Below are 24,877 nucleotides of genomic sequence, written 5' to 3'. Positions count from 1 at the left end.
TCCCTCCACCGATCCGTTTTTGGTACCGGTATCAATTCGTCTCAATCGTGACACAGCCCGACTCCTTCCGCAACACCCCCTCCCCTCTCTCGCCTCCCCTCCCTGTCCCTCTTTTCGTCGAGGTGCACGTTGTTGCGGTCGACACGCCGTGGAGGTGCGCCACAGCGTGCACTTCGGCGAAGTGAGAGGCAGGGAGGGAGGGGCATACCCCGGGATGCGGGCGCGCGCAGCCCCCTGGACGCACGCGCGCGCGGTGATTGCGTGGGGGCATGCCAGAGAACCAGTACACCTTCGACAACCCTGTGGACCGCTACCCCAGCATCTCCCCCGACGAGGAGCAGGTGCCCGAGCCGGGTCTCGAGAGCGACCTGAGCCCCCGCGCCGACCTGGGCGAGGACAGCTACGTCGGCACCGGCCGCCTGACCGGCCGGAAGGCGATCGTGACGGGCGGCGACTCCGGGATCGGCGCTGCCACCGCGATCGCGTTCGCGGGCGAGGGCGCGGACGTGGCCCTCGTGTACCTCCCGGAGGAGGAAGAGGATGCGCAGCGCATCGCCGGCCTCATCCGCGACGCCGGCCGCACGGCCGTCACCATCCCGGGCGACCTCAAGGAGCGAGCCTTCAGCGACGAGATCGTGAAGCGGGCGCTGGATGAGCTCGGCGGCATCGACATCCTGGTCAACAACGCCGGGAAGCAGATCGCCACGGAGAGCCTCACGGACATCCCCGACGACCAGTTCGACCACACGATGAAGACCAACGTCTACGCGATGTTCTGGCTGACGCGCGCGGCGCTGCCGCACCTCCCTGCCGGCGCGACGATCATCAACACCACGTCGATCCAGGCGTACCAGCCGGGCGAGCAGCTCGTCGACTACGCGACGACGAAGGCCGCGATCAACGCCTTCACGAAGGCTCTCGCGCAGCAACTCGCGCCGAAGGGCATCCGCGTCAACGCGGTGGCTCCCGGACCGATCTGGACCCCGCTGCAGGTCAGCAAGGGACAGCCGGCCGAGGCCATCCCCGAGTTCGGGCAGCAGACGCCGCTTGGACGCCCCGGGCAGCCCGCCGAACTCGCGCCCGCGTACGTCTTCCTCGCGTCGCCCGAGTCGAGCTACGTGATCGGCGAGACGCTCTCCGTGACGGGCGGCATGCCCACTCCGTGACCGATGCGCCGGGCGGGCCGTCGGCTCGCCCGGCGTCCGCGCGCGTGCGTCAGTCCCAGGCCCAGGGCAGACGGAGGACGGCAGCGCCGTCCGGACTGACGATCGCGAGCCGGGTCTGGCTCGCCCGGCGTCCGCGCGCGTGCGTCAGTCCCAGGCCCAGGGCAGACGGAGGACGGCAGCGCCGTCCGGACTGACGATCGCGAGCCGGGTCGCCGTCGCCGCGCCCCGCAGCATCCCCGAGCGCTGGTACGGCACCGGAGCGAGTGCTCCGCCATCGACGACGCAGGCGATGGCGCGATCGGGCCCGCCCGCGACCGGGATCGCTTCCGGCAGCATCGCCGCCGACACGGCCTCCAGACCGGGAGCAGACCGCCCGAGCCTCCCGCGCACCAGCGGCCACCCGACCACGAGCAGCGCGACAACGGCCGCGAGGGGATTCCCGGGCAGCGACAGCACGTGGCGTCCGTCGGGCAGACGGGCGAGCAGCAGCGAGCCGCCGGGTCGCAGGTTCACGCCGTCGATCAGGACGCGCGCCTCCAGCCGCGCGAGCGCGTCGCGTACCGGATCGGCCGGCCCGTGCGCGGTCCCGCCGGACGTGATGATCGTCTCGGTGCGGGCCCGGCGGATGGCCGCAGCGACGTCCGCTGCGCGATCGAGGGCGCGTGCGGTGGTCGCGCAGCGGGCTCCCACCGCGGCGAGCAGCGACGGCATCATCGGGGTCAGACTGTCGGTGACGCGCCCAGGCGTCGGGTCCGACCCGGTCAGCTCGTCCCCGATCGCGACGAACGTGACGAGCGGCGGTGCGGAGACGTCGACCTGCTCGACCCCCGACGCCGCGAGCAGCCCGAGTGCCGGGGGCGACAGCACAGCGCCGGTGCACAACACAACATCGCCCGGCGCGGCCTCCTCGCCCGCCCGACGGATGTGGCTGCCCGGGCCGGGAGCGGGGTCGGCGTCGATCAGCGGCTCGTCCTCCAGGCGCACCGCGTGCTCCGACCGCACGACCGTCGCCGTTCCGGGAGGGACGGGTGCGCCCGTGGCGACCGGTCGCGCCTCGCCGGGCTGCAACGGAAGGGTCGGAGGGATGCTGCCCGCCAGCACCGGGTCGCCTTCGCGCCAGGGCCCGTCGCCGGCGACCGCCCAGCCGTCCATGGCGGAGTTGTCGAACGGCGGAAGCGGCCGCTCGCAGCGCACATCGGCGGCGAGCGTCAGACCGGCCGCCCGACCCACCGGCACCCGGAGCACGCGCGTCGGCGTCTCGCGACCGAGATCGTTCGCGATCGCCCGGGCGTCGCGCCACGCGGTCACGACGATCGCTTCTCGATCGCCGCGTTGAGCGCTGCGACGGCCTCCGCGAGCGGCTGGTTGCGACCGACCGCGATGCCGGCGATGAAGGTGGTCAGCGGCGCGGCCGGTCGGGCGATGCCGTGAGCGGCGTCGCGCGCAAGGTCGAGCACGGCCGCGATGTCGCCCGGTTCGAGCTGGACGCCCACCGCTGCCGCCGCCTCGTCGGCCCAGTCGTCGAGTTCGGACGGTTCCATGCGTGAGCTCCTCTGTTCGGGCCGTTCCGCCAGATCGGCGCGGTCGGGTAGGTCGGCGGGCGTGTCGATGTCGGCGTGGATGCGCGCGGGCGCGGGGTGCCGTCCCTCAATGCTGCCGAGGAGGGCCGCCGCAGGCAGCCCGGCGAGCATGCCCCGCTCCCGGCGCAAATCGGCGATCCGGCGGGCGAGCTCGGCGAGCGGCGCACGCGCGAGAAGCCACTGCGGACCGCCCGCCTCATCCGTGAGCACACCCGCCTCGATCTCGCGCAGGGCGGCGAGCGCGGCGTCGGGGTCGGCCAGGTCGGCGGCGACGATCAGCACATCGACGGATGCGTCATCGGCCCCGGCCGCGAGTCCGCTGACCAGCGCGTCCACCCCCGCCCCGATCGCCGCGCACGGTCCTCCCCACCGCGGGTTCTCGGAGACCGCGACGTGCACCCCGTCGGGAGTGTCGCCAGCGTCGGCAGCGGATACGAGCACCACCACGTCCGCTCCGGCAGCGGCGACCACCGTGCGCTCGAGCAGCGTGCGGCCGTCGATCCTGTGCCGGAGCTTGTCCGACCCGAACCGGGTCGACCGACCACCCGCCACGACGATGACGGCCTCTCTCAGCGTCACCGGACGGCTCCGGGCGGACGCTCGCCGAGCGCCCAGTTGATGCCCCAGCCGACGATGATGGTGAACGCGATCGCGGCTGCCATCGAGAGGATGCCGAGCGGGGTGGCGATGACGCCGAGGCTGACGATCAGGGTCGTGGCGCCGGCCGGTGGATGCTGCAGCTTGAGTGCATGCAGCACGAACGCGGTGATCGCCACGGAGAGCGCACCGGCGAGCACGTATCCCGTCGACAGGCCGGCCGATGGCGCGGACGGCTTGCCGTTCATCCCGAAGAGGAAGAGACAGGCCACCCCGGCGACGAGCGCGACGGCGTGGCCGACCGCAGCGTTCAGCGGACGCGAGGAGGGATGCTCCGGCGCGCCGAAGACGAGCATGACCGTCGGCCCGAGACTCGGGAACAGCCACGGCGAGCTGAGCACGAGCCCGATGGTACCGGACGCGGCGAGCACGACGAGGGAGAGCACGGCGGTGTACGCGCCGGCCCCCGCCGATCCGGCCCGCTCGGAGACGCGCGACAGCAGGGACGGCTTCATCGGAGCTCCTCACTTCGCGGCGATCAGCGCCTGGGGCGCCGCCTGCTTCATCCGGGTCATCAGCCAGCGCAGCTGCACCGACGTCTCGTGCTCGCATCCGGCGATGACCTCCAGGAGTTCCGCATCCTGCAGCGCCTGCGCCGCCTGTTTCACCATCGTCCACGTCACATCGGTGAGGCTGGCCAGCAGGTAGAGGTCTTGCAGGTCGCGGAGGAGACCGAGCGGGCCGCTCCGGGGCTCCTCGATGGCGTCGGCGTGCAGGCGCTCCGGCTCGTCGTCGGCCGCCGCGCCGCCGAATCGGGCGATGACCGGGTCGAGCTTCTCCCTGTGGCTCTCGCACTGCTGAGCGAGCGTCAGGCAGAGGAAGTGGACGTCGGGCTCGTCGCCGTGGGCGTCGGCGACCTGCCGGAACGACGTCGCGAGGGTGGATTCGGACTCGGCGAGCAGGGTGAGGTACACGGGCAGCTTCACGATGCGTCCTCCGCTCCCTCGAGCCGACGGACCTGCACGGCGGCCGACTTGAAGACCGGCTGCTTGGACACCGGATCCCACTCGGTCGCCGTCAGCTCGTTCGCGGCGGTCGGGTGGCGCTCCTCGGCGCCGGGCGGCGCATCCCAGTAGCCGTAGTGGAAGGGAGCGAACACCGTCCCGGTGCGCGCCTTCCCGATCCGCACCGGCGCGACCAGCCGGCCGCGGCGCGAGACCACCTCGACGAGGTCGCCCTCGTCGATGCCGCGCGAGGCCGCATCCACCTCCGACAGCTCCACCCAGACGTGGGGTGCTGCGTCGACCAGCTCGGGACTCCGCCCGGTCTTGGTGCGCGTGTGGAAGTGGTACGGGCTCCGCCCGGTCGTGAGCTGGAGCGGGTACTCGTCGTCCGGGGGCTCGTGCGGTCCGGAGTACGGCGCCGACTTGAGGATCGCGCGCCCGTCGGGCCGCAGCGCCCGGAACGCCTCCTCGCCGACCGTCGCGCCGGTCAGCAGGTCGTGACCGAAGCTCTCGCAGTAGTCGGGATGCGACGGGAAGTCGCCGTCGGCGTACAGCCTGGTGACGCTTCCGGTCTCGCCCTCACGCCGCGGCCAGCGGATGCCGGACTCCCGCCGCAGGTCGTCGTAGGAGATGCCGGTGTAGTCGCACGGGCGTCCGCGGGAGCATTCCTGCCAGGCCCGGTACGCATCCTCCGGCCCTTCCCACTCCAGAAGCGGCGCTCCGTCGTTGCGGCGGAAGTCCATCCGCTTGGCGTAGTCGAGGAAGATGTCGAGGTCGGCGCGTGCCTCGCCCGGCGGCTCGACCGCCTTCTCCGACAGGTGCACGGTGCGGGTCGCGTTGGTGAAGGTGCCCGTCTTCTCACCCCAGCCGGCGGCAGGGAGCACGACGTCGGCGAGTTCGGCCGTCTCGGTCAGATACAGGTCCTGCACGACAAGGAACAGGTCCGGCTTCGCGAGGATCTCCCGGATGCGCGGAAGCTGCGGCAGCGACACCGCCGGGTTGGTCGCCGAGACCCAGAGGAACGGGATGGAGCCCTGCTCGACGTACCGGAACAGCTGCATCGCGTGGGTCGGCGGCGCCCAGTGCGGGATGACGAGCGGGTCGACGCCCCACAGCTCGGCGAGCTGGTTCACATGCTCCTGGTTCTCCCAGTTGCGGAACCCGGGAAGGTCGCCGTCGGCGCCGCACTCGCGGTTGTTCTGCGCGGTCGGCTGCCCGTTCATCTGCAGGATGCCTGCGCCCGGCCGCCCGATCATCCCGCGCAGCAGATGCAGGTTGTTGACCTGGCAGGAGGACGCGGTGGCCTGCGGAGCCTGATAGAACCCCTGCAGCACCGTCGAGAGCACCCGCGGCGATTCGGCGAAGATGCGGGCCGCGCGGCGGATGTCGTCCGCAGGCACCCCGCAGACCTCGGCCGCACGCTCCGGCGTCCACTCCGCCACTTGGCCGGTCAACTCGTCGAGGCCGACGGTCTGCGCGGCGACGTACTGCTCGTCGATCCAGCCGTTCTCGATGAGTTCACGTTCGAGCGCGAGGAGGAGGGCGAGGTTCGTACCCGGGCGGAGGGCGAGGTGGACCTCGGCCTTCTCGGCTGTCGCCGTCCGTCGGGGGTCCACCACGACGAGCCGCGGCGGGTTGGGTCCGGCGAGCCGGTCGAGGACTCGCGCCCAGGTCACCGTCTGCGTCGCCGCCAGGTTGTGCCCCCAGAGGAACATCGCGTCGCACTCGTCGATGTCCTCGTAGCACCCCGGCTGGCCGTCCGCGCCGAACGTCTCCTTCAGGGAGGATGCCGCCGTCGCCGTGCAGAGCCGGGTGTTGCCGTCCATGTGCGGGGTGCCGATCCCGGCCTTCCCGATCACGGCGAGCGCGTAGTACTCCTCGAGGAACAGCTGGCCCGACGTGTAGAAGCCGTGGCTCAGCGGCCCCACCTCGTCGAGCAGCGCGCGGCTGCGGTCGACGATCGCCGACATGGCCTCGTCCCACGTCGCCGCCACGAGCTCGCCGTCGCGGCGGATGAGGGGATGCGTCAAGCGGTCGCGCCCGCGCATCCCCTCCCAGCTGGCGTAGAGGCCCTTCGGTCCGAGCCGGCCGTGGTTGATCGGGTCGTCGACCCGGCCGCGGATGCCGACCATCCGTCCGTCCTTGACCGCGATGTCGCATCCGCACCCGTTGCTGCACAGCACGCAGGCGCTGCGCACCCAGTTGTCGACGTCGTTCTCGGTCAGGCCGTCCTGCAGCATGAGGTCGGCGCGGTCCGGCCAGCGGCCGCCGCGCGCGAAGGGGGTGCGTTCACCCCAGATGTCGTCGATCCGGGAGCGATCCCCGGCGGAAACCGTCGTCGGCTGGTCCATGCAGCCACTGTCGGCTCACCTGGGCGCGGCTTCAAGCCCCTGCGAACTCGCAACCGTTGAGCGCGTGCACGGCGCGCGGCTCAGCGCGCGAGCGGCCGCCCGGTCCGGAACGCGTCGACGACATCCCGCGGGATCTGGCCCCTGCTGCCGACCTCGACGCCGTTCTTGCGCGCCCACTCCCGGATCGCCCGGCGCTCGTCCGGCGACGGCGGGGCGTCCGATGCGGGGGCGTCGTTGCGGCCGGCGGCCTCGATCCACTTGGCGAAGTCCGCCCGCAGCTGGTCGGCGTGCTCGGAGGACAGGTCGATGACGTACTGAGCGCCCGCGAGCGAGAACTCGATCGTCTCGCCGTCGCCCTCCGGGATGACGGACTGGTCGAGGTCGTCGATCAACTGGTAGGTGACTCGCTTGGCCATATCGGTCCCGCCACTTCGTCGATGGGATGCACCCATAGGTGCGCTTGTCGCGAAGCCTACCGGGGAGGCGCGCGTCAGCGACCGGCGACGTGCGCCCGTCGCTGAGCCCGGATCACCAGCGGCAGCACCACCCAGATGACGATGAGCACGACGAAGACGCAGCTCGCCGCGATGATGCCGGCGGGCGGCGCGAGCAGGAAGTCGACGATGAACAGGACGATGCCCGTGAACAGCAGGGATGCGGCCGCCAGGCAGACGATCAGGATCTTGCTGCCGAGCCCGACCAGCTCCGTCTTCGCCTTCTGGCGGAAGAGGAGGCGGTGCAGCGCGACCGGCGCGAGGGCGAGCAGCGTCACGATCACCGCGAGGAAGACGAGCACCAGGTAGACCACCACGTCGAACGGCGCCAGCTGGGCGAAGCGCTGCTGGAACGGCAGCGTCAGCAGGAAGGCGGCGAGGATCTGGGTGCCCGTCTGGAAGACGCGGAACTCCTGCAGCAGCTCGTTCCAGTTGCGGTCCGCTCGCTGCGCGGACGTCTCGTCGCGCCCATCGCCGGGATCAACGTCCGCGCCTTCGCCCTCCGGCGCCTCCCACACCTCATCACTGCTCATCGTCGCTGCGCCTCCAGGTCACGCGCGAGAGCCGCCAGCGCCTTGTCGACGGTGGCCTTGACCACCTCTTCCGGGTCGCCGTCGAGGTGGAGCTCCTCGACCTGCGGTGCGTCCGGCCGGCCGTGCGCCAGGAAGACCGTGCCCGCCTCCTTGCCCTCCTCGGGCCCGGGGCCGCCGGCGCCGGTGACCGCGGCGACCAGGTCGGCGCTGAGCAGCCTCCCGACGCCCGACGCCATCTGCTCGGCGCACTCGGCCGTGATCACGGGGCCGGGCGTCACTCCGAGCACGTCGAACTTGACGTGCTCGGAGTAGGCGACGACCCCGCCGGCGAACCAGTCGCCCGCCTGCGGGGACGCGCCGAGGGCGGAGGCGATCGCTCCGCTGGTCAGCGATTCCGCGACCGCGATGGTGACGCCGGCGGAGGAGGCGAGGTCGGCGATCTTCTCGCCGAGGTCGGTGTCGTTCTCCGTCGTCATGCAGGAACCCTAGCCGTTGTCGCTGTCGCCCTCGTCGCCTTCCGCCTGCGAAGGCTTGTCGATGATCTGCTGCTCCGCCTCGGTGTTCTCGTCGTGGCGGTCGCCTTCGGTGTTCTGGGGGTCGGACATGTCCGCTCCTTCTGTTCGGTGGTGGATGGTCTTCAGTGGTCGGTGCGGAAGTGCACCGCTTTGTGGCTGCCGTCGCAGAACGGCTTGATCGTCGACACTCCGCACCGGCAGAGCGCCACGGTCCGCCGATGCTGCTCGATGGGGGTGCCGTCCGGCGTCGTCAGTTCGACGTGCCCGCGTACGAGCAGCGGGCCGTCCGGGCAGGCGACGATCACCGGCTCGTCCTCGTGGGCGGTCATGCGGCCACCGCCACCGGCTGGCGGAGCGAGCTGCGGCCCGCTTCGAAGCTCTCCAGCATGTGCTGACCGGCGAGGCCGTCCACGTAGAGGCAGGCGGCGGCGCCGAAGACGATGTCCGGCAGGAGTTCGGGATGCTGCTCGGCGAGACCTCCGGCGAGGTCGCGGCCCGCGATCTGCTCGTGCACCGCATCCGCCTCGACGTGCTCGTCGTAGTACCAGGTGACCTCGTCGTCGTGACCGAGCCGCCGGAAACCGTTTCCGTAGAAACGGTTCGGGATCGACGAGGTCATCTCGAATGCCGCGAGGTGACCGGTGATCGCGCCGCGGAGGCTGCGGTTGAGACCGAACATCGACATCATCGTGAACGACGCGAGGGTGATGGCGGGCACGTTGTCGATGTAGGCGCCGTAGCTGTCGTCGAGCCCGAGGTTGCGCATGGTGCGGCCAAAGATCTCCGCGTGGATGCGGTCCGGGCGCCCCGCGCCGTACTCGTCGGACTGCACCTCGACGAGCGCGGCCTTCGCCCGGCCGGTGAGGCGCGGGATGGCCCAGGAGTGCGGGTCTGCCTCCTTGCGCGTGTAGATGGAGCGGTGGATGACGAACTCCACCGCCTGCTCCTCCGTCGCCTTCTTGGCGATGAAGCGCGAGAGGCTGGGGCCGCCGTCCTCGGAGGTGAGGTCGAACAGGTAGGCGGCGACGGCGTCCGCGTTCGGCTCCGGCAGCTCGCCGACCGGGACGCGTTCGCGGAGCTGGCCCTCGAACACGCGCTCGATGGCGCGGCGGGTGCGCAGCAGGTCCGGGTTCCACTCCCACTCGTCGTCGGCCTCGACGGTGTCTCCGTAGTGGAGGCCGTAGAGCAGGAGGAGGGTCAGCTGGAGGTCCTCGTCGGTGAGCAGGTCCGGCTCCGCTGCGAGCGCGGCGGTGGCGTTCTCGGTGAAACGGACGACGTCGTCCGATGCGGCGGAGGGATCGGCTTTGAGCGCGTCCAGCAGCGCCTCGCTCACCGGCCCCCGCGGGGTGATGCGTGGTGTCATACTCCCAAGCAACCGGGGGAACGGCGCGCGGTCAAGTGGTTGCCTGAGCGCCGCTTCAGTGCGTGCGCGTCAGATGTGGCGCTCGATTCGTGCCGAATGTGCGTTTAGGCGAGTCGTTAGCGCACATTCGGCACGAATCGTCCGTTTGATGAAGCGCGGCGGAGAGTACGGAGCGGGGTCGCCGCACGGCGGAGGCGGCCGTCCGAGTAGCGGACGCCGCCGCGCAGGCGGGCGCCGACGGCCAGCCAGACGCAGACGGCTCGCTCGGCCAGCCACGCCGGCGCCCACAGGGCGGCCGTCGGCGGGAAGAGCCGACGACCGCCGGCACGGCGGCGGCCCGCCTCGGCGAGCGCCACCACGGCGAGAACCCCGATGAGCAGACGGCGCGGACGCCGCAGCGAGGCGAGAGCGAGGGGCAGCACGGCCAGCTCCACCGCAAGCCGCGCCGGTTGGGCGAAATCGTCGTACGCCTGCCGCACCCGCTGCCGGAGGAAGTGGCCGACCTCGGGCGGCCGCCGGGTCACGCCGATCCGATCGGCGGCGATCACCCGTCCGCCCGCCGCCTGGACGGTGCGGATGAGCTCCAGGTTCTCGAAGAGCACGTCGCCGTCGTACCCGCCGGCCGCCAGCACGAGCGAGCGGCGAACGGCGAGCGTGCCCGGGTAGTCGTGGCCGAGGGCGCGGTTCAGGAGGCTGCGCCCGGTGTCCCAGCGCGCATGCCACGGCGCGGGGTCGAACACGTTCTGCGGCCGCACGAGGTCGCCGACGTCGAGCATGGCGACGACCGCGCGCAACGCCCCCTCGTCGTACCGGACGTCGTCGTCGGCCAGCACGACGCGATCGTGGCGGGCGGTCCGGAGGCCGGTCATGACCCCGGCGACCTTGCCGTTGTGACCGGGCCACGGCTCCGCGGGGAGGTGGCGGATGCCCGGCGGGAACGCCCGCGCATGCGCGCTGAAGCGCTCCGGCTCCGATCCGTCGACCACCGTGAGGTCGATCTGCTCCCGCAGGCGCGTGAGGTACTCCACCAGCTCAGCGAGGCCGGCGTCGTCCGACCAGCGGAGCGGCAGCACGTACTCGGCGTCGAGACTCATACGGCCGCCGGCTCCGACGCCCGCAGACCGGTCACGACCAGTCCGCTGCGCGGGCGGGCGGGAAAGGTGCGGAGGCTGATGCGGAGGTCCTGCTCCGGCACCGCCCAGTCGAGTTCGCGGGCGAGCATGCGGATGCCCGCATCCACCAGGTCGACCGTCACAGGCTCGCCGGGGCAGCGGTGGTCGTCGTGATAGCCGCCACCGCCCTGCGGGATCAGGGTGTTGGGCTCCACCACGAGCCCGTCGAAGCGCTGCGGCAGGAACCGGTTCGGCTGGTCCCAGATGGCCGGATCGTGCGTCGTGCCGTACAGGTCGAGCAGCACCCAGTCGCCGGTACGCACATGCTCGTCCTTCCAGTCGAGGTCGCGGGTCGCCCGGCCGCCGATCACCGGGAAGAAGGGATAGAACCGGCGCACCTCCTGCGCGAACCAGCGCACCCCTGCATCATCCCCGCCGGCGAGGTCGGCCCGCCAGCCGGGGTGCCGGTGCAGCGCGAGGGCGGCGAACGTGAGGTACCGGCCGACGGCGACGACCGGCCGCAGCAGATTGAGCAGTTCGACGGCCGCGACCTCGGGAGGAAGGGGATGGGCGGCCTCGGCGCCGGACGTAAGCTCTGTGTACGCGGCGATCACCGCGAACGGCGAGCCCTCCGGCGCCGTCGGTGTGGCGCGTTCATTGCGAACGGCGTCGGCGAGCAGTCGCTCCGCCCGCGACCGCCGAGCGCGGACGGCCCAGTTCTCCGGCCCGACCGTCCCCGCGGCATCCACCATCTGGGCGAGCACACCGCTGCTCCGCAGATCGGCCAGCACGGCGTCAGGCAGACCAGCCCAGCCGGTCACCGCACGCGTGAGCACGTCGTGGAACAGGTCGAGCAGCACGACCTCCCCGCCGCCCGCCTGCGACACCGCCCGCAGCAGTTCCTCGCGGAACCGTTCGACCAGAGCGTCGCCCGACGGGCCCATCAGGAGTCCGAGGAACAGCTCCTTGCGCCGGCGGTGCGCTTCGCCCTCCAGCGACTGCACGCTCCCCTCGTCCTGCAGCAGCTTCAGGACGCTGCGCGGCATGGCGCCCTCCCGCGAGAAGCGGCCGCCTTCGTAGAAGAAGCGCGCGGCGTCCGCCCCGCGCATCACGAGCACGGGACGGCCGAGCAGGCGGGTCCGGAAGTGGTCGCGTCCGGCAGAACGGAAGCCGCGCGTGCCGAAGAGGTAGCCGTCGCGAAGGAAGCGGAGGGTGCTGTCGCCCATGCCCACCCCTCAGACCCGCGTCGCCGGACGATTGACGCCCGCCCCACGCGGACTCAGCAGCACGCCGAGCAGGATCATGGCGGCGGCGAGGAACAGGTGCAGCCAGTTGTCGGCGGAGTTCAGCGGCACGATGTTCGCGGGGTGGTCGCCGCCGAACAGGAGTCCGTACAGCCAGATCACGCCGTACACGATTCCCCCGACGACGAGGTACATGCGCGAGCCGATCCGGGTCGCGGCGAACGCCAGCCCGGCGACGCCGTAGATCAGGTGCACCAGGTTGTGCAGCACGGACACCTGGAACACGCCGAGCAGCATCGCCATCGAGTCGTGCCCGGCGAACCCGAGCGCGCCGTAGTTCGTCGTCAGGCCCGGGATGAACCCGGCGATGCCGACGACGAGGAAGACGATCCCGGCGACGAGCGACGCCTTCTGGACGGCGGTGCCCGCGTAGCGACGGTCGTCGCGGTCGGCGAAACCGCGGTCGGTGGGGTCTGCGGTGGTCATAGTGGCTCCCTTCTCTCAGCAGGTCTCTCTCAGCAGGCAACCAGGCTTCCGGCCGTCCCGTCAGTGCTTGACAACGCCGCGACGGCGCTCACACCTCCGAGGAGTCGAAGCGCGGCGAGTAGAGCGTCGCGCCCGCGCGGAGGCGGATGACGTCGTCCGTGAACGACGCGAGGTCCGGCCACAGCACCAGCACGGAGCCGCGCGCACGCCAGCGCAGGAAGCGCGCGATCAGCGCGGGCGCATCCACGTCCCTCCGCTCGTAGCCCGCAAAGGAGCCGTGGGCGTGCGGGCTCACGACCAGACCGTGCAGGCGGGCGGCGGCGAGCATTCCCTCCGGCGGCCCGTCGAGAGCGAAGCGGGCGTCGACCACGACACCGAGCCGTTCCCCCTCCGCGGTCAGCACCGGGCTGCCGAGCAGGTCACTCAGGATCATGGCGACCTCCGGGGATGCGCGCGATCACGTGGTCGCGCATCCATCGTTCGGTCCAGCTGGCGTCGAGGGAGTCGGCCGCGACGCCCACCGACACGACCGTTTCCGTGTCGGCGACGACCTTCCAGGGGATGCGGATGAAGCGCGAGTCCGGAAGCCGCCCGCCGAAGACCCGCGTCATGAGGATGGGCCCGGTCAGCAGCGACGCGATGATCGGCGGGGAGTCCGGGTCGAGATGCTCCAGGTCCTCCGGAGTCGTCAGCTCGAGGTCGTCGACGGTGCTGACCGGGACGCCGTCGGGATCGAGGATCTGCCTGTCGAGGAGGTCGAGTCCGGCGTCCAGCAGCCGACCGGCGACGGCCGGCGCCGGAGGGAGGTCGCGCTTCTGCGTCATGCTCCTGCTCCCGTCACGATCATGAGGGGGATGGCGGCGATCGACGCCACCAGGATGAGCCCGAGGTAGATCAGGCCGAAGAAGTTCGTGGCTCTGCCGTTGACCTCGTCCCCCATGTATTTCGGGTCGTTGGCGACGATCAGGATCGGCAGATACGTCAACGGCAGGGCTATGGCGGAGAACACCACCGAGAACTCGGTGACCTGCACCGGGTCGACGCCGGTGAAGAGGATGCCGAGAGCGACCACCAGCGACAGGATCATCACGGCGTGGAACCGCGACGCCGACGCCGGGCGCCGGAACTTGCCCCACGGCCATCCGAAGAACTGGCCGAGGGTGTACCCGCTCGACAGCGTCACCTCGAGTGCTGCGCCGAAGGTCGCGGCGACGAAGCCGAGGATGACGATGATGAGCCCGATCTTGCCGAGCGCCTGCGCCACGGGAAGGGCCGTCTCGAACAGCGACTCCACCTGGATGCCCTTCGGGAGCAGCACGACCGTCGCGCAGGCCGCGATCGAGAGAGACAGCAGACCGCCGAGCGGGAAGCCCACGAGCACATTCAGACGTGACTGGGCAAGATCCTTCTTCTTCCACTTCTCCTCGATCGCGCCGGACGAGAAGAAGAACACCTCGTACGGCGTCATGGCGGCGCCGAACAGGGCGATCGCGTAGTACCAGTACGTCCCCGGCGTCTCGTCGGTATGCGGCGACGGCTGGAGCAGCACCTGCGAGCCCAGAGCGGACCAGTCGGGGTGGAGGAAGAACAGGGCCACGGCGAACACGACAAGAGCGAGGCCGACCATCCCCGTCACGTTCTCCATGATCGAGAACTTGACCCGCCAGATGACGATCCACACGGCGATGGCCGCAACAGGGAACCAGAGAACGGGCTCGATACTGGAGGCGAGCTGCAACGCCAACGCGATGCCGCCGATCTCTGCGGTCAGGGTCAGCAGGTTGATCAGGAACGAGGCCGACAGGTTCGCGAGGGCCATACGGGCCCCGAGCCGCTCGCGGATGATCTCGAACGTCGCCCGGCCGCTCACCGCGGCCACCCGGCCGGACATCTGGGCGAACAGGCAGATGCCGACGACACCCACGATGACGACCCAGGTCAGCGTCATCCCGAACCGTGACCCGACGACGCTGTTGGTCACGAGGTCACCGATGTCGACGAATCCGCCGATGGCGGTCAGCACGCCGAGCGCGACGGCGAAGATCCCCTTCATCCGCGATCCAGCCGCTGGGAAGCCGCCTGCAGGTCGCGGGCCAGCCGGTCGAGCTCGCGCCGCTGCCGGTCGACGGTGGCGGCCGAGTCCGTGCCGGACGCCTCCGCCCTCTGCGCGGCGGTCACCACGTCCTGGGCCGCGCGGATGTCGGCCAGCACGCTGTCGCGCCGGGCGCCGATCCCGCCGATGGCGGTCATCGTCGAGACCGTCTGCGCCTCCTGCGCCAGCCGCTCGGCCACATCGGTCAACCCGGTGTCCTGGACGGTCGACAACAGCAGGTCCTGCTCGTGGAGCCCCAGCACGAGGCCGCCGGCCCGGGCGGCCGATGCGGCCGTGCCCGCGGACTGGGAGAGGGAGCTGCGAGCGCTGTCGTCGGCGGAGCAGCCCGTGAGCACGCCCGCCATCAGCAGCGCCACCGCCCCCGTGGCGACGTGTCGATGCCTCACGCCGAGGACTGTACGCGCGCTGTGAGAACGGTGAAAGTGCTGCTCCCTGTGGACTCTTACATGTCGGGTGCCGTCCCCGCGGGGACGTCCGGGCGGAAGCCCGCCGTCGCCTCCTCGTAGGTGGTGTGCCTCCGCGCGGGGTGCGAGTCCGCCGGTGGTGGCACGTCGGCCCTGCTCAACGCGTGCAGCACCAGCTTCTCCACCAGGGCTGCTGCTGTGGTCTCGCGTGAGCGCGCTATCCGGACGAGGGCGGCGTACTCCTGCTCGCCCAACCGGATCGTGAGGGGCATCCCAGCCGGGGCACGACCCGGCCCGTGAACGGACGCCGGTTCCGTGATATCGGCGCTGTGAGATTCCTTCATGTCCGAAGCCTTACACAAGAGAGCGCTCTCGTTGGCTAGCGGATTTGTTCGCACGACGCACAGAGGAGTGGGCGCACCGTTGCAGGCGGCGGCCTCAGAAGCGAGGATCATGTGCGTCGCGCAGGCGCCGTCCCGTTCCCCCCGGTCCACGACGGCGTCAGCGCGACACTTCCGCGGCGGGATCCTGGTCTTCGGGTGGCCAGGATCCCGCCGCCATGAGCCGCAGTCCCTCCTCCAGCCGCTCCCGGATGTCGGCCGCCTGGACGATGCCGGCGCTGAAGGAGAGCGCCATCGCCGCGGAAGCCGCAGCCCCGATGATCCGGTGGATGCGCGGGTCGGACGCGCGATCGCCCAAGGCCAGTTGCGACGACTCGGCCGCCGCCGTCAGCGAGGCCCGGAGCCGCTCGCGCTCCGTCTCGGAGGGGAGCCCCTCCTGGAGGGCGACGACCGCATCGCGGAGCGCCGGCTCGACGATGGTGCGGAGGACGGCGTCCGGGGCGACGTTCCTGTGCTGCTTCAGGGCCGAGTCCAGTGTCGCCAGCAGGGCGGACGGGGTGAACGGCTTGGCGAGAAAGTAGGCTCCGTCGCGCTCGACCGAGGCCCGGGCCGACGGCCCGGGGAGCATGCCGCTCATCAGCACGATCGCTGCTTCGGGCTGCCGCTCGGCCACCATCCGGGCGATCCGGTCGCCGGGGACGCCGGGCATCATGATGTCGGTCATGACCGCGTCGAAGCGCCGGCCGCCGGCCAGCAGTCCGAGGGCTTCCGGGCCGCGCGCGACCTCCGTCACGAAGCCGTTCTGGTCGAGGGTCTGCCGCACCAGCTCGCCGATCGCCGCCTCGTCGTCCACGACGAGCACCCGGCGCCCGGCTCCACGCGGCACGGCCGGCGCGCGAACGGGCGAGCGGCCATCCGCCTCGCCCTTCGCCGGCGGAAGGACGAACGCGATCGACGTACCCGCGCCTGTCGCCGTCTCCACCTGCAGCTCACCGCCGTGCGCCTTCACGATGGCTGCGGAGGTCGGCAGGCCGAGGCCGGTCCCATTCTCCTTGGTGGTGAAGAACGGCTCCAGGATGCGGCCCGCCGTGCGCCCGTCCATCCCGCATCCCGAGTCGCGCACTTCGAGCCGCACCCCGTCGTCGCGCGCGGTCGCCCGCACAGTCAGCACGCCGCCGTCGGGCATCGCGTCGCGGGCGTTCGTGATCAGGTTGACCAGCACCTGGAAGAGTTCGGTGTCGTCGCCCGTCACGGGAGGCAGCTCGGCGGCCGCATCCACCACCAGTTCGATGGACCGCGGCAGCGTCTCGCGGCAGAACCGCTCCACCTCCCGCAACAGGGCGACGAGGTCGACGGGCTCCCGCCGGCCTTCCGATCCGCGGGCGAACGACAGCACCTGACGGATCATCCCGGCGCCGCGCTGCGCCGCGGCGTCGAGGGTGTCGAGCAGGTCGCGCCTGCGCGCATCCTGCTCGTCCTGGCGCAGCAGTTGCACTGACATGAGGATGGGCGTGAGCACGTTGTTGAGGTCGTGCGCGATGCCGCCGGCGAGCGTGCCCAGGCTCTCCAGTCGCTGCGTCCGGATGCGCTGCTCCTCCTGCATGCGGTGCTCCGTGATGTCCGAGTTGACGGCGAAGACGGTCACCTCGCCGTCTTCGCCGCGCGACAGCTGCCAGCGGCAGTCGGCGATCAGCTGCGACCCGTCGACCCGTCGCTGCCGCAGTTCGCCCACCCAGAACCCGTCGCGCATCAGCGACTCGGTCGCCGCGTCGAACTCGGCCGGGTCGTCGTAAAGCAGCTCGCGCACCGAATGCCCCACCGCCTCTGACGCCGGGATGCCGTAGATGGCCTCCGCGCCGCGGTTCCAGTAGCGGATGACGCCGTCGAGGTCGCGCACCAGGATCGCGTCGCGCGCGGCGTCCAGCAGGGCGGCCTGCGACGCCACCCGCCGCGTGTACTGCTCGAGGGTGCGCCGGGCCTCCTGGTCCTCCGTCACGTCGCGGACGATGATCGCGATGCCCTCCTCGGTGGGGTGCGCATCCACCTCGAACCAGCAGCCCCACTCGGGCGAGAAGGCGCGGGCGCTCCCGGCGACGCCGCGATCCATGGCGTCGCGGTAGATTCCCTCGAACGCGCTGCCGAGGGCCGTCGGGAACATCTCCCACACGGTCTTCTCGCGCAAACGCGTCTCGTCGATCCCGCCGAGCTGAAGCGCCCACGAGTTCGCGAACGTGAACCGCCACGAGCGGTCCACGAATCCGATCGCGTCGTGCACTTGGTCGAGCGAGTTCCGCAGCAAGCGGGCCATCGCGCGCTGCTCCTCCCGATGGCGCACCAGGGCGGTGACGTCGTGGAACGCACCGTGGATGCGCACCACGTCGCCGTTCTCGTTGCGTTCCGGCTCACCGACCAGGTGCGCGTGCACCGTCCGGCCGGACGCGTCGACGATCGTGGCCCGCACATCCAGTGGGTCTCCGTGCATCGCGGTGCGCTGGAAGGCCGTCCGCACCGCCCGGCGGTCTTCCGGCTCGAACAGCGCGAGAGCCTCCGCGTCGACGGGGACGCGCCCGGGCTCCATGCCGAGCAGGCGGAAGAGTCCCTCGCTCCACTCGACGCCGCCGCTCGTCACATCGACCACCCAGCCGGCGAACCCCGCGATGCGGGCTGCCATGCGCACGAGCGCCTCGTTGCCGGCCGCAGCGGCGGCCGAGCGCTCCACGTCGCCGATGTCGCGGGCGATCGCGAGCACGGCGGCCACAGCACCGTCGGTGCCGCGCAGGGGGATGATCGTCACATCCAGTGAGCGGATGCGACCCTCGGGTGTGACGACGCGCGTCACGTACCGCCGGTTCTCCCCGGCGAGCGCCTCCTCGAACCGGGCGAGCGTGTACCCGAGGGAGTCGGGATGGAGCAGACGGGCGAACGACATCCCCACCAGCTCCTCGGCCGAATACCCGGTCAGGTCTGCGAGCGCGCGATTGCACTCGACGAACGTGCCGTCGACATCGACGACGCAGACCCCGTCGGGGTGACCGTGGAAGAGCGCGTCCAGCCCGTTCAGCCGCAACGCGTCGGACGGCGTCGTCTGCGACGCGCGCGGAGAGTTCGGCTGGGGCATGGAGGGATTGTAGGCGGACTTTCGGGCCTACACTGACGGCCATGGGCACGGAAACCCCGGGCCGAGAGGTCCTCGCGGTCGCTGACGACCCGATCCCCCGCTGGTGTTCGCTGCGCGAACGCCCGCGCCACCTCGCCCGCCGGGGGCGCGGACGCGCTCAGCCGATACTGGTCAGGAGCGGCTGCCCGACCCGACCTGCTGAGCTCGCCGCGTGGCGTCCACCTCTGGGACGGTGACGAAGGGGCAGGAGCCAGAACCATGACCGACACATCCGCGCGAACACGGACCCTGCGTGCCGTGGTGGCCGACGACGACGTCTTCACGGCGTCGATGGTCGCGTCCGCACTCCGCTCCACCGGGATCGAGACCTCCCAGGCGACCAGCGCGGCGGACGCCTGGGACATCATCGCCGAGGTGGAACCGAACGCCGTGGTCACCGACCTCGATTTCGGCGGCGGCGACTCGGGCGCTGAGCTGCTGTGGAGGGTGCATCGCGAGCAGCCGTGGGTCGGCCTCGTCGTGCTCACGTCGCACCTCTCCCCGCAGCTGGCGGTCGGCGACGGCACCCTCCCGCCGTCGGTCGTCTACCTGGTCAAGTCGCAGGTGAAGGACGTGGACGTGCTTGTCGCCGCGGTCGATGCCGCGATCGTCGGAGGCGAGCACCACCTCGCCGAACCGGACGACGACGTCCGCACGGTCACGCGGGCGCAGGCCGAGGTGCTGCGCCTCGTCGCGTCCGGCGCATCCACCCGCCGCATCGCCGCCGAACGCGGAACGAGCGTCCGCGCGGTCGAGACCATGCTCGGCCGCCTCTACACGGCGCTCGGAGTGGATGCGGACGAGCAGGCCAACCCGCGAGTGACGGCCGCGCGCCTGTGGCAGCAGGGGCGCGTGCGGATCCGCTAGCGACCGGTCACGAAACGGAGCACCCGCCGCAGCACACTCTCCTGCGGCGCGGCCGTCGTCTCCCCGGTCGGGGCGTCGTCGTTCTCCGCGAAGCCCGAATAGCCGCAGTCCTCGCAGACCAGGAGGTCGCGGTGCACGGCCAGTCCGGCGCCGTAGTAGGGGTTGCTGACGAGCCGGGCCACGCCGCGGCACTGCGGACAGCTCGCCTGACGCATCACCCCTCCTCCCGTCCGTCCCATCATGCGCCCGCCGGAGCACCCGATCGGGCCCATCTGTTCGGCTCCCGAACGTCTTCGGCGTGCTCTCACCCCCCTTCCGGGGGCATACCGGTGACGGTCCGATGAACAGCGGGTGAAGCCGGGGACGACGCGCGGGAGCCCGCTTCTAGGATCGCTGACGCCGGCCCGTCGCCGGCGTCCATCCCCCACAGGAGTCCTGCCCGATGTCGACCCGCGCCCGGCTCGCCGCCTTCTTCGCGGCGCTCGGAGCGCTCGTCGTCGTCGCGACGATCCTGACGATCGCGCTGCGGCCGGTGGCCGTCGCACCGAATGCGCCCGACGCGTTCGACATCACCGCGGGGATGGACGACTGCGGGCAGGGATGGGGCCAGAGCGGGACGCCGAGCGGGACCGCTTCCGCACGCACAGTGCCCGGCGGCGACCAGACCTTCACGGTGACCAACACGACCGTCGGCGGCATCGAGGTCTACGTGCAGGCGGTCGACAGCAAGCGGGTCTACCTCGACCTCGAGAGTCTCGGCTCCGGCGCCCATGCCACCGCACGCGTCACGCTCGGCGCCGGCCGCTACCGGTTCGTCTGCCTGCCGGCCGACGCCGATCCCGTCCACGGGCCCGTCGTCACGGTCGGGAAAGCGCCGCCGGGTTCGCCGCTCACGCCCGGCATCGTGCCCGTCACACGCACCGATCTCATCCCGGTCGCCCAGGCGTACACCAGCTGGGTCGCCTCCCGGCTGCCCGCGCTCCGCCAGCAGGTCGCCGCCGTCGCGGCTGACGCCGAGGAGGGCGACTTACCGGCCGCACGACGCGACTGGCTGACGGCACACACCACCTACGAGACGCTCGGCGCGGCGTATGACGCCTTCGGTGAGCTCGGCGACCAGCTCGACGGGCTGCCGCGCGCAGATCCGACCGGCTTCCACCTCGTCGAATCGCAGCTCTGGCACGGGGATGCGGCAGCGACGGTCGCCGCATCCGCCCGCGACCTCCTCGACCTGGTCGACCGGCTGCAGACCGAGTTCGCCGGCGTCCAGCTCGACCCCGGCGATGTGGCGCTCCGGGCGCACGAGATCGTCGAGGACGCCATCCAGGACACCCTGACGGGTGCGACCGACGCGGGCTCCGGCACCTCGCTGGCCAGCGTCAATGCTGAGCTGACAGGCGCCGAGCAGGCGCTCGCGCCACTGGAACCGGTGCTGACCGGGCGATACGAGCAACTCGGTGACACCCGGGCGGCCCTCGCCGCCGCCCACGCGGTGGTCGAGACCCACCGCGCTCCCGACGGCACCTGGACGCCGCTCGGCCAGCTCAGCCGGACGGACCGGGAGCGGATGGATGCGGCACTCGACCGCGCCGCGGAACTGCTCGCGCCGGTCGCCGCCATCTGCGACCCGAGGAGGGACTCATGACGCCCATCGACCGCCGCGGCTTCCTCCAGGCGGGTGCCATCGGAGCGGCCGGCGCCGCCGTCGCTGCCGGGGCGGGCCTCACGGCCGACGCGCGAGCCGCGGCCGCCTCTCGACCGTCAGCCGCCCATTCCGCCACCATCCCGTTCCACGGGCAGCACCAGCAGGGAATCCTCACCTCGCCGCAGCGCGAGGCGTCGTTCGTCGCGTTCGACGTCACCGCCGCATCCCGGGCCGAGCTCGCCGATCTGCTGAAGACGATCACCGAGCGCGCGCGCTTCGTCACCACGGGAGGGACACCGCCCGACCCGGGGCTCGTCGCGCCGCCGCGCGACTCGGGTGTGCTCGGACCGACCGTCGTCCCCGATTCGCTGACGGTCACGCTCTCAGCCGGCGCCTCGCTGTTCGACGACCGCTTCGGGCTGGCCGCACGGAAGCCCGCCCGGCTGCGGACGATGGACGAGTTCCCCGACGACGCGCTCCGGCGCGAGGTCTGCGACGGCGACCTGCTGCTGCAGGTGTGCGCGGCCGACCGGGACGCGGTCACGCACGCCGTCCGCGAGATCGCCCGCGCGACGCGCGGCGCGATGCAGGTGCGCTGGCGGCAGGACGGCTTCGTCTCGCCGCCCCGCCCCAGCGGCACGCCGCGCAACCTGATGGGGTTCAAGGACGGCACGAGCAACCCGGACACCGCGGACGCCGCCGAGATGGCGCGGCTCGTGTGGGCGAAAGCCGGAAACGAACCCGCCTGGGCGGCCGGAGGCAGCTACCACGTCGTCCGCGTCATCCGGATGCTCGTCGAGTTCTGGGACCGCGTGAACCTGCACGAGCAGGAGAACATGATCGGCCGGCGACGCGACAGCGGCGCCCCGCTCACGGCCTCCGCCGAGTTCGACGACCCGCACTTCGAGAACGACCCGACCGGCGACGTCATCCAGCTCGACGCGCACATCCGGCTCGCCAACCCGCGCACAAAGGAGACCGACGACCAGCGGATGCTGCGCCGTGCCTACAACTACGACGGCGGGCTCGACGCCAACGGCAACCTCGACATGGGCCTCGTCTTCGTCGCCTTCAACCAGGACCTCGACCGGCAGTTCGTCACCGTGCAGAAACGCCTCGCCGGCGAACCGCTCGCCGACTACATCCAGCCCTTCGGCGGCGGCTACTACTTCGCGCTCCCCGGAGCCCGCGACTCCTCCGACTGGCTCGGGCGCACCATGCTCGCCTGACCAGCGGAGGCCACCCGTCACGACCGTGCCGGGATCAGTGAAACAAGGAAGAAGGAATCGTGTTCAGACCCTCCCGTCTGCGCCGCTCCCCGGTCGCCCTCGCGGGCGTCGCGCTCGCCGGCGCGGCCGCCCTCGCCGGCGCCGGAATCCTCGCGGGTGCGCCCGCAGTCGCCACGGCCGGCGGCTCGCACGCCGACCACTCCGCCCAGACCCTCACCCCGATCAAGCACCTCGTCGTGATCTTCGACGAGAACGTCTCGTTCGACCACTACTTCGGGACCTACCCGAACGCCGCGAACACCGACGGGACCCCGTTCCAGGCGTCGCCGCGCACCCCGCGCACCGACACCCTCACGTCATCCGGCACGCTGACGAACAACCCCAACCTGTACGCGCCGAAGCGGCTCACGCCCGCGCAGGCGGTCACGTGCGACCAGAACCACAGCTACGCCGCCGAACAGGCCGCCGTCGACGGCGGGAAGATGGACCTTTTCGTCCAGAAGACCGAGAGCGACACCTGCACCGGCGCGTACGGCGCACCGGGGCTGGTCATGGACTACTACGACGGCAACACCGTCACCGGTCTGTGGAACTACGCCCAGAACTACGCCATGAGCGACAACAGCTGGGACACCACGTTCGGTCCGTCCACGCCGGGCGCGCTCAACCTCATCTCCGGTCAGACGCACGGCGGCACCGCCTACGACCCCAAGACCGGAGCCGTCCTCACCGCATCCACGGCCGTCCAGTCGCCCGACGCCACCGGTGTCGGAACCGTGATCGGCGATCCCGACCCCGCCTACGACGACTGCTCGGACAACGACCACACGTCGTCCTCCGCAGTGGTCGGCATGTCCGGCCGCAATGTCGGCGACCTGCTCAACGCGCGCGGCGTCAGCTGGGGATGGTTCCAGGGCGGATTCACGCCGACCACGGCCTGGAACGGCCAGGCCGGTTCGTACGCCAAGTGCGACGCGGTGACAGCCAACATCGCCGGCGCGACGCCGAAGGACTACTCGCCGCACCACTCCCCGTTCCAGTACTACAAGTCGACATCGAACCCGCACCACCTGCCGCCGACCTCGGTCAAGGCGATCGGGCACACGGACCAGGCGAACCACCAGTACGACCTGACGTCGTTCGACGCGGCCCTGAAGGCGGACAACCTTCCGGCCGTGTCGTTCCTCAAGGCCCCGGAGGCGCAGGACGGCCACGCGGGCTACTCGGACCCGCTGGACGAGCAGAAATTCCTGGTGAACGAGATCAACGCCCTCCAGAAGTCGGACAGCTGGTCGAGCACCGCGGTCGTCGTCGCCTACGACGACTCGGACGGCTGGTACGACCACGTCGCGCCGAAGGTCGCCAACGGGTCCGCCGATCCGGCCGTCGACTCGACGGTGTGCACGAGCGTGAAGCGCACGCAGGGCGGCTACGCCGATCGCTGCGGGCCCAGCCAGCGCCTCCCGATGCTCGTCATATCGCCCTGGGCCGCCCAGAACCGCGTCGACCACACGCCGGTCGAGCAGGCCAGCGTGCTGCGCTTCATCGAGAACAACTGGCTGACCGGACGCATCGGCGACGCCTCGTTCGACACGCGCGCCGGATCGCTCGGCGGGATGTTCGACTGGTTCCACCCGCAGCAGCGGGAGGTGCTCCTCGACCCGGCGACGGGTGCGGTCAGCTCGATCGTCCCCACGCGCCCCCACTGGCCGACGCCTCCGCGCGGCGGTTGGTCCGCGCAGCCGTAACGCCACCACGGAGGGCGGTCCGCAGCCTGCGGGCCGCCCTCCGTTGCGCATGGCTGCGGCGAAGGCCATGCCGTCAGGCGATGGCGCCGCGCAGGAGCTCGTCGAGCGACAGCGGTCGCCGGCCGGTCACGCGCTCCACATCGTCGCTGACCCCCGCGAGCTCGCCCGCCGCGATCGCCGTGTACGTCGAGACCCAGGCGTCGACCTGCCAGTCGGGGGCGTTCCACTTCGCGCGCGAGGCGTACGCCTCCGGGATGGTCTCGTCATGGAACGAGACCGCCCGGCCGGAGTGGGCGCTGAGCTTCTCGGCGACCTCCGCCAGCGTCAGCTCCTCCGGACCGGTCAGATCGAAGGTGACATCGGCGTGGGCCGACGGATCCTGCAGGGCCACGGCCGCCACCCGGGCCACGTCGGCGCGGGCGACCATTGCCGCCCGGCCGTCACCGGCGGGTCCGCGGATCACGCCGTCGTCGCCGATCAGGAACTCGGCGAAGTCGAGGTACAGGTTGTCGCGCAGGAATGTGTGGCGCATTCCCGAGGAACGGATGCGCTGCTCGGTCGCGTAGTGGTCACGGGCCAGCGTGAAGGTCGCGTCCGGCGCGGCGCCGAAGAACGACGTGTAGACGATGTGGCGGACGCCCGCCTCCTCGGCCGCATCCACGAAGGCCAGGTGCTCGCCCAGCCGTTCGGCGTTCTCGGCGGCGGACACCATGAGCAGCGTCTCCACCCCGTCGAGCGCGGAGAGGACCGCCTCGCGGTCGCTGTATGTCGCCGCGGCCACGGTCGTCCCGGGATAGCGGGGCGCCCGTTCGGGAGACCGCGCCAGCATCCGGAACGGCACGCCGGCGTCGGCGAGGAGGTCGGCCGTCATCCGCCCGACGGCGCCGGTGACGCCGGTGACCGCGAGCGTGGGGAGATCGCTGCTCAT

Annotated in this window: 26 protein-coding genes; 5 read left to right on the top strand and 21 right to left on the bottom strand. The window is 71.4% G+C overall.

The annotated features are described in order from the left end of the window. Positions 1 to 269 precede the first annotated feature (269 nt). Positions 270 to 1,166, top strand: coding sequence for an SDR family oxidoreductase (locus ACF1AJ_RS14520; RefSeq protein WP_391507974.1), 897 nt, complete (start codon positions 270 to 272; stop codon positions 1,164 to 1,166). A 144-nt stretch (positions 1,167 to 1,310) separates the two neighbouring features. On the opposite strand, the gene ACF1AJ_RS14515 is transcribed toward ACF1AJ_RS14520, so the two are convergent. The 19 genes from ACF1AJ_RS14515 to ACF1AJ_RS14425 form a co-directional block, all read right to left on the bottom strand. Continuing rightward, positions 1,311 to 2,474, bottom strand: coding sequence for a molybdopterin molybdotransferase MoeA (locus tag ACF1AJ_RS14515; RefSeq protein WP_391507973.1), 1,164 nt, complete (start codon positions 2,472 to 2,474; stop codon positions 1,311 to 1,313). Beyond that, the gene (locus tag ACF1AJ_RS14510) at positions 2,471 to 3,325 is read right to left on the bottom strand and encodes a DUF6457 domain-containing protein (protein WP_391507972.1); all 855 of its coding nucleotides are present in this window, start codon (positions 3,323 to 3,325) and stop codon (positions 2,471 to 2,473) included. The genes ACF1AJ_RS14515 and ACF1AJ_RS14510 overlap by 4 nt, the downstream gene beginning before the upstream one ends. Continuing rightward, entirely contained in the window at positions 3,322 to 3,858 is a 537-nt protein-coding gene (locus tag ACF1AJ_RS14505) for an HPP family protein (RefSeq protein WP_391507971.1), read from the bottom strand. The genes ACF1AJ_RS14510 and ACF1AJ_RS14505 overlap by 4 nt, the downstream gene beginning before the upstream one ends. 9 nt (positions 3,859 to 3,867) lie before the next feature. Beyond that, a complete protein-coding gene (locus tag ACF1AJ_RS14500; RefSeq protein WP_391507970.1) occupies positions 3,868 to 4,329 on the bottom strand; it encodes a hypothetical protein in 462 nt (153 codons plus the stop codon). Next, entirely contained in the window at positions 4,326 to 6,698 is a 2,373-nt protein-coding gene (locus ACF1AJ_RS14495; RefSeq protein WP_391507969.1) for a molybdopterin oxidoreductase family protein, read from the bottom strand. The genes ACF1AJ_RS14500 and ACF1AJ_RS14495 overlap by 4 nt, the downstream gene beginning before the upstream one ends. An 80-nt stretch (positions 6,699 to 6,778) precedes the next feature. Then, on the bottom strand, positions 6,779 to 7,114 hold the full coding sequence (locus ACF1AJ_RS14490; RefSeq protein WP_391507968.1) for an Lsr2 family protein: 336 nt from the start codon (positions 7,112 to 7,114) through the stop codon (positions 6,779 to 6,781). Between the two features lie 74 nt (positions 7,115 to 7,188). After that, entirely contained in the window at positions 7,189 to 7,725 is a 537-nt protein-coding gene (locus ACF1AJ_RS14485; protein WP_391507967.1) for a DUF6328 family protein, read from the bottom strand. Beyond that, entirely contained in the window at positions 7,722 to 8,201 is a 480-nt protein-coding gene (locus tag ACF1AJ_RS14480; RefSeq protein WP_391507966.1) for a CinA family protein, read from the bottom strand. The genes ACF1AJ_RS14485 and ACF1AJ_RS14480 overlap by 4 nt, the downstream gene beginning before the upstream one ends. A gap of 161 nt (positions 8,202 to 8,362) precedes the next feature. Then, complete coding sequence (locus ACF1AJ_RS14475) at positions 8,363 to 8,569, bottom strand: CDGSH iron-sulfur domain-containing protein (RefSeq protein WP_391507965.1); 207 nt, start codon at positions 8,567 to 8,569, stop codon at positions 8,363 to 8,365. Continuing rightward, a complete protein-coding gene (locus tag ACF1AJ_RS14470; protein ID WP_391507964.1) occupies positions 8,566 to 9,603 on the bottom strand; it encodes an iron-containing redox enzyme family protein in 1,038 nt (345 codons plus the stop codon). Before ACF1AJ_RS14470 ends, ACF1AJ_RS14475 begins: the two co-directional genes overlap by 4 nt. A 116-nt stretch (positions 9,604 to 9,719) precedes the next feature. Continuing rightward, complete coding sequence (locus ACF1AJ_RS14465) at positions 9,720 to 10,697, bottom strand: glycosyltransferase (RefSeq protein WP_391507963.1); 978 nt, start codon at positions 10,695 to 10,697, stop codon at positions 9,720 to 9,722. After that, on the bottom strand, positions 10,694 to 11,941 hold the full coding sequence (locus ACF1AJ_RS14460; protein ID WP_391507962.1) for a cytochrome P450: 1,248 nt from the start codon (positions 11,939 to 11,941) through the stop codon (positions 10,694 to 10,696). Before ACF1AJ_RS14460 ends, ACF1AJ_RS14465 begins: the two co-directional genes overlap by 4 nt. Before the next feature lie 9 nt (positions 11,942 to 11,950). After that, a complete protein-coding gene (locus ACF1AJ_RS14455) occupies positions 11,951 to 12,445 on the bottom strand; it encodes a DUF4383 domain-containing protein (RefSeq protein WP_391507961.1) in 495 nt (164 codons plus the stop codon). An 88-nt stretch (positions 12,446 to 12,533) separates the two neighbouring features. After that, entirely contained in the window at positions 12,534 to 12,878 is a 345-nt protein-coding gene (locus tag ACF1AJ_RS14450) for a PRC-barrel domain-containing protein (protein ID WP_391507960.1), read from the bottom strand. Further along, on the bottom strand, positions 12,865 to 13,269 hold the full coding sequence (locus ACF1AJ_RS14445) for a hypothetical protein (protein WP_391507959.1): 405 nt from the start codon (positions 13,267 to 13,269) through the stop codon (positions 12,865 to 12,867). The genes ACF1AJ_RS14450 and ACF1AJ_RS14445 overlap by 14 nt, the downstream gene beginning before the upstream one ends. Further along, positions 13,266 to 14,498 carry an NRAMP family divalent metal transporter gene (locus ACF1AJ_RS14440; RefSeq protein WP_391507958.1) on the bottom strand — a complete coding sequence of 411 codons (1,233 nt, stop codon included), beginning with the start codon at positions 14,496 to 14,498 and terminating at the stop codon, positions 13,266 to 13,268. The genes ACF1AJ_RS14445 and ACF1AJ_RS14440 overlap by 4 nt, the downstream gene beginning before the upstream one ends. Further along, on the bottom strand, positions 14,495 to 14,944 hold the full coding sequence (locus ACF1AJ_RS14435) for a hypothetical protein (protein ID WP_391507957.1): 450 nt from the start codon (positions 14,942 to 14,944) through the stop codon (positions 14,495 to 14,497). Before ACF1AJ_RS14435 ends, ACF1AJ_RS14440 begins: the two co-directional genes overlap by 4 nt. A 56-nt stretch (positions 14,945 to 15,000) precedes the next feature. After that, positions 15,001 to 15,306 carry a hypothetical protein gene (locus tag ACF1AJ_RS14430; RefSeq protein ID WP_391507956.1) on the bottom strand — a complete coding sequence of 102 codons (306 nt, stop codon included), beginning with the start codon at positions 15,304 to 15,306 and terminating at the stop codon, positions 15,001 to 15,003. A gap of 157 nt (positions 15,307 to 15,463) precedes the next feature. Beyond that, entirely contained in the window at positions 15,464 to 18,421 is a 2,958-nt protein-coding gene (locus tag ACF1AJ_RS14425) for a PAS domain S-box protein (RefSeq protein WP_391507955.1), read from the bottom strand. Positions 18,422 to 18,679: 258 nt separating this feature from the next. On the opposite strand from ACF1AJ_RS14425, the gene ACF1AJ_RS14420 reads away from it, so the two are divergent. After that, entirely contained in the window at positions 18,680 to 19,327 is a 648-nt protein-coding gene (locus ACF1AJ_RS14420) for a response regulator (protein ID WP_391507954.1), read from the top strand. Here ACF1AJ_RS14420 and ACF1AJ_RS14415 read toward each other — a convergent pair. Beyond that, positions 19,324 to 19,542 carry a hypothetical protein gene (locus ACF1AJ_RS14415; protein ID WP_391507953.1) on the bottom strand — a complete coding sequence of 73 codons (219 nt, stop codon included), beginning with the start codon at positions 19,540 to 19,542 and terminating at the stop codon, positions 19,324 to 19,326. The genes ACF1AJ_RS14420 and ACF1AJ_RS14415 overlap by 4 nt on opposite strands. 227 nt (positions 19,543 to 19,769) lie before the next feature. On the opposite strand from ACF1AJ_RS14415, the gene ACF1AJ_RS14410 reads away from it, so the two are divergent. From ACF1AJ_RS14410 to ACF1AJ_RS14400, 3 genes are read left to right on the top strand one after another with little or no spacing between them, the layout of a single operon-like run. Further along, complete coding sequence (locus tag ACF1AJ_RS14410) at positions 19,770 to 20,972, top strand: imelysin family protein (RefSeq protein ID WP_391507952.1); 1,203 nt, start codon at positions 19,770 to 19,772, stop codon at positions 20,970 to 20,972. Next, positions 20,969 to 22,201 (top strand): iron uptake transporter deferrochelatase/peroxidase subunit, encoded by a 1,233-nt coding sequence (gene efeB, locus ACF1AJ_RS14405; protein WP_391507951.1) that lies wholly within the window; start codon positions 20,969 to 20,971, stop codon positions 22,199 to 22,201. Before ACF1AJ_RS14410 ends, efeB begins: the two co-directional genes overlap by 4 nt. Before the next feature lie 59 nt (positions 22,202 to 22,260). Beyond that, positions 22,261 to 23,949: a phospholipase C gene (locus ACF1AJ_RS14400; RefSeq protein WP_391507950.1), complete on the top strand. Its 1,689-nt coding sequence runs from the start codon at positions 22,261 to 22,263 to the stop codon at positions 23,947 to 23,949. A gap of 73 nt (positions 23,950 to 24,022) precedes the next feature. Here the strand turns inward: ACF1AJ_RS14400 and ACF1AJ_RS14395 are convergent, their stop codons facing one another. Further along, on the bottom strand, positions 24,023 to 24,877 hold the full coding sequence (locus ACF1AJ_RS14395) for an SDR family oxidoreductase (protein WP_391507949.1): 855 nt from the start codon (positions 24,875 to 24,877) through the stop codon (positions 24,023 to 24,025).

Source organism: Leifsonia sp. NPDC014704 (assembly GCF_043083605.1).
In the GTDB taxonomy this organism is placed as follows: domain Bacteria; phylum Actinomycetota; class Actinomycetes; order Actinomycetales; family Microbacteriaceae; genus Leifsonia.
Note: the sequence above shows the minus strand (reverse complement) of the source record. Positions and strands in the feature narration are given on the sequence as shown.

Bases quoted from the DNA above. Each gene is read 5' to 3' on its own strand.
- ACF1AJ_RS14520 (WP_391507974.1), top strand. From the start codon at position 270: ATGCCAGAGAACCAGTACACCTTCGACAACCCTGTGGACCGCTACCCC.
- ACF1AJ_RS14505 (WP_391507971.1), bottom strand. From the start codon at position 3,858: ATGAAGCCGTCCCTGCTGTCGCGCGTCTCCGAGCGGGCCGGATCGGCG.
- ACF1AJ_RS14495 (WP_391507969.1), bottom strand. From the start codon at position 6,698: ATGGACCAGCCGACGACGGTTTCCGCCGGGGATCGCTCCCGGATCGAC.
- ACF1AJ_RS14490 (WP_391507968.1), bottom strand. From the start codon at position 7,114: ATGGCCAAGCGAGTCACCTACCAGTTGATCGACGACCTCGACCAGTCC.
- ACF1AJ_RS14485 (WP_391507967.1), bottom strand. From the start codon at position 7,725: ATGAGCAGTGATGAGGTGTGGGAGGCGCCGGAGGGCGAAGGCGCGGAC.
- ACF1AJ_RS14480 (WP_391507966.1), bottom strand. From the start codon at position 8,201: ATGACGACGGAGAACGACACCGACCTCGGCGAGAAGATCGCCGACCTC.
- ACF1AJ_RS14475 (WP_391507965.1), bottom strand. From the start codon at position 8,569: ATGACCGCCCACGAGGACGAGCCGGTGATCGTCGCCTGCCCGGACGGC.
- ACF1AJ_RS14470 (WP_391507964.1), bottom strand. From the start codon at position 9,603: ATGACACCACGCATCACCCCGCGGGGGCCGGTGAGCGAGGCGCTGCTG.
- ACF1AJ_RS14465 (WP_391507963.1), bottom strand. From the start codon at position 10,697: ATGAGTCTCGACGCCGAGTACGTGCTGCCGCTCCGCTGGTCGGACGAC.
- ACF1AJ_RS14460 (WP_391507962.1), bottom strand. From the start codon at position 11,941: ATGGGCGACAGCACCCTCCGCTTCCTTCGCGACGGCTACCTCTTCGGC.
- ACF1AJ_RS14455 (WP_391507961.1), bottom strand. From the start codon at position 12,445: ATGACCACCGCAGACCCCACCGACCGCGGTTTCGCCGACCGCGACGAC.
- ACF1AJ_RS14450 (WP_391507960.1), bottom strand. From the start codon at position 12,878: ATGATCCTGAGTGACCTGCTCGGCAGCCCGGTGCTGACCGCGGAGGGG.
- ACF1AJ_RS14445 (WP_391507959.1), bottom strand. From the start codon at position 13,269: ATGACGCAGAAGCGCGACCTCCCTCCGGCGCCGGCCGTCGCCGGTCGG.
- ACF1AJ_RS14440 (WP_391507958.1), bottom strand. From the start codon at position 14,498: ATGAAGGGGATCTTCGCCGTCGCGCTCGGCGTGCTGACCGCCATCGGC.
- ACF1AJ_RS14430 (WP_391507956.1), bottom strand. From the start codon at position 15,306: ATGAAGGAATCTCACAGCGCCGATATCACGGAACCGGCGTCCGTTCAC.
- ACF1AJ_RS14425 (WP_391507955.1), bottom strand. From the start codon at position 18,421: ATGCCCCAGCCGAACTCTCCGCGCGCGTCGCAGACGACGCCGTCCGAC.
- ACF1AJ_RS14420 (WP_391507954.1), top strand. From the start codon at position 18,680: ATGACCGACACATCCGCGCGAACACGGACCCTGCGTGCCGTGGTGGCC.
- ACF1AJ_RS14415 (WP_391507953.1), bottom strand. From the start codon at position 19,542: ATGCGTCAGGCGAGCTGTCCGCAGTGCCGCGGCGTGGCCCGGCTCGTC.
- ACF1AJ_RS14410 (WP_391507952.1), top strand. From the start codon at position 19,770: ATGTCGACCCGCGCCCGGCTCGCCGCCTTCTTCGCGGCGCTCGGAGCG.
- efeB (WP_391507951.1), top strand. From the start codon at position 20,969: ATGACGCCCATCGACCGCCGCGGCTTCCTCCAGGCGGGTGCCATCGGA.
- ACF1AJ_RS14395 (WP_391507949.1), bottom strand. From the start codon at position 24,877: ATGAGCAGCGATCTCCCCACGCTCGCGGTCACCGGCGTCACCGGCGCC.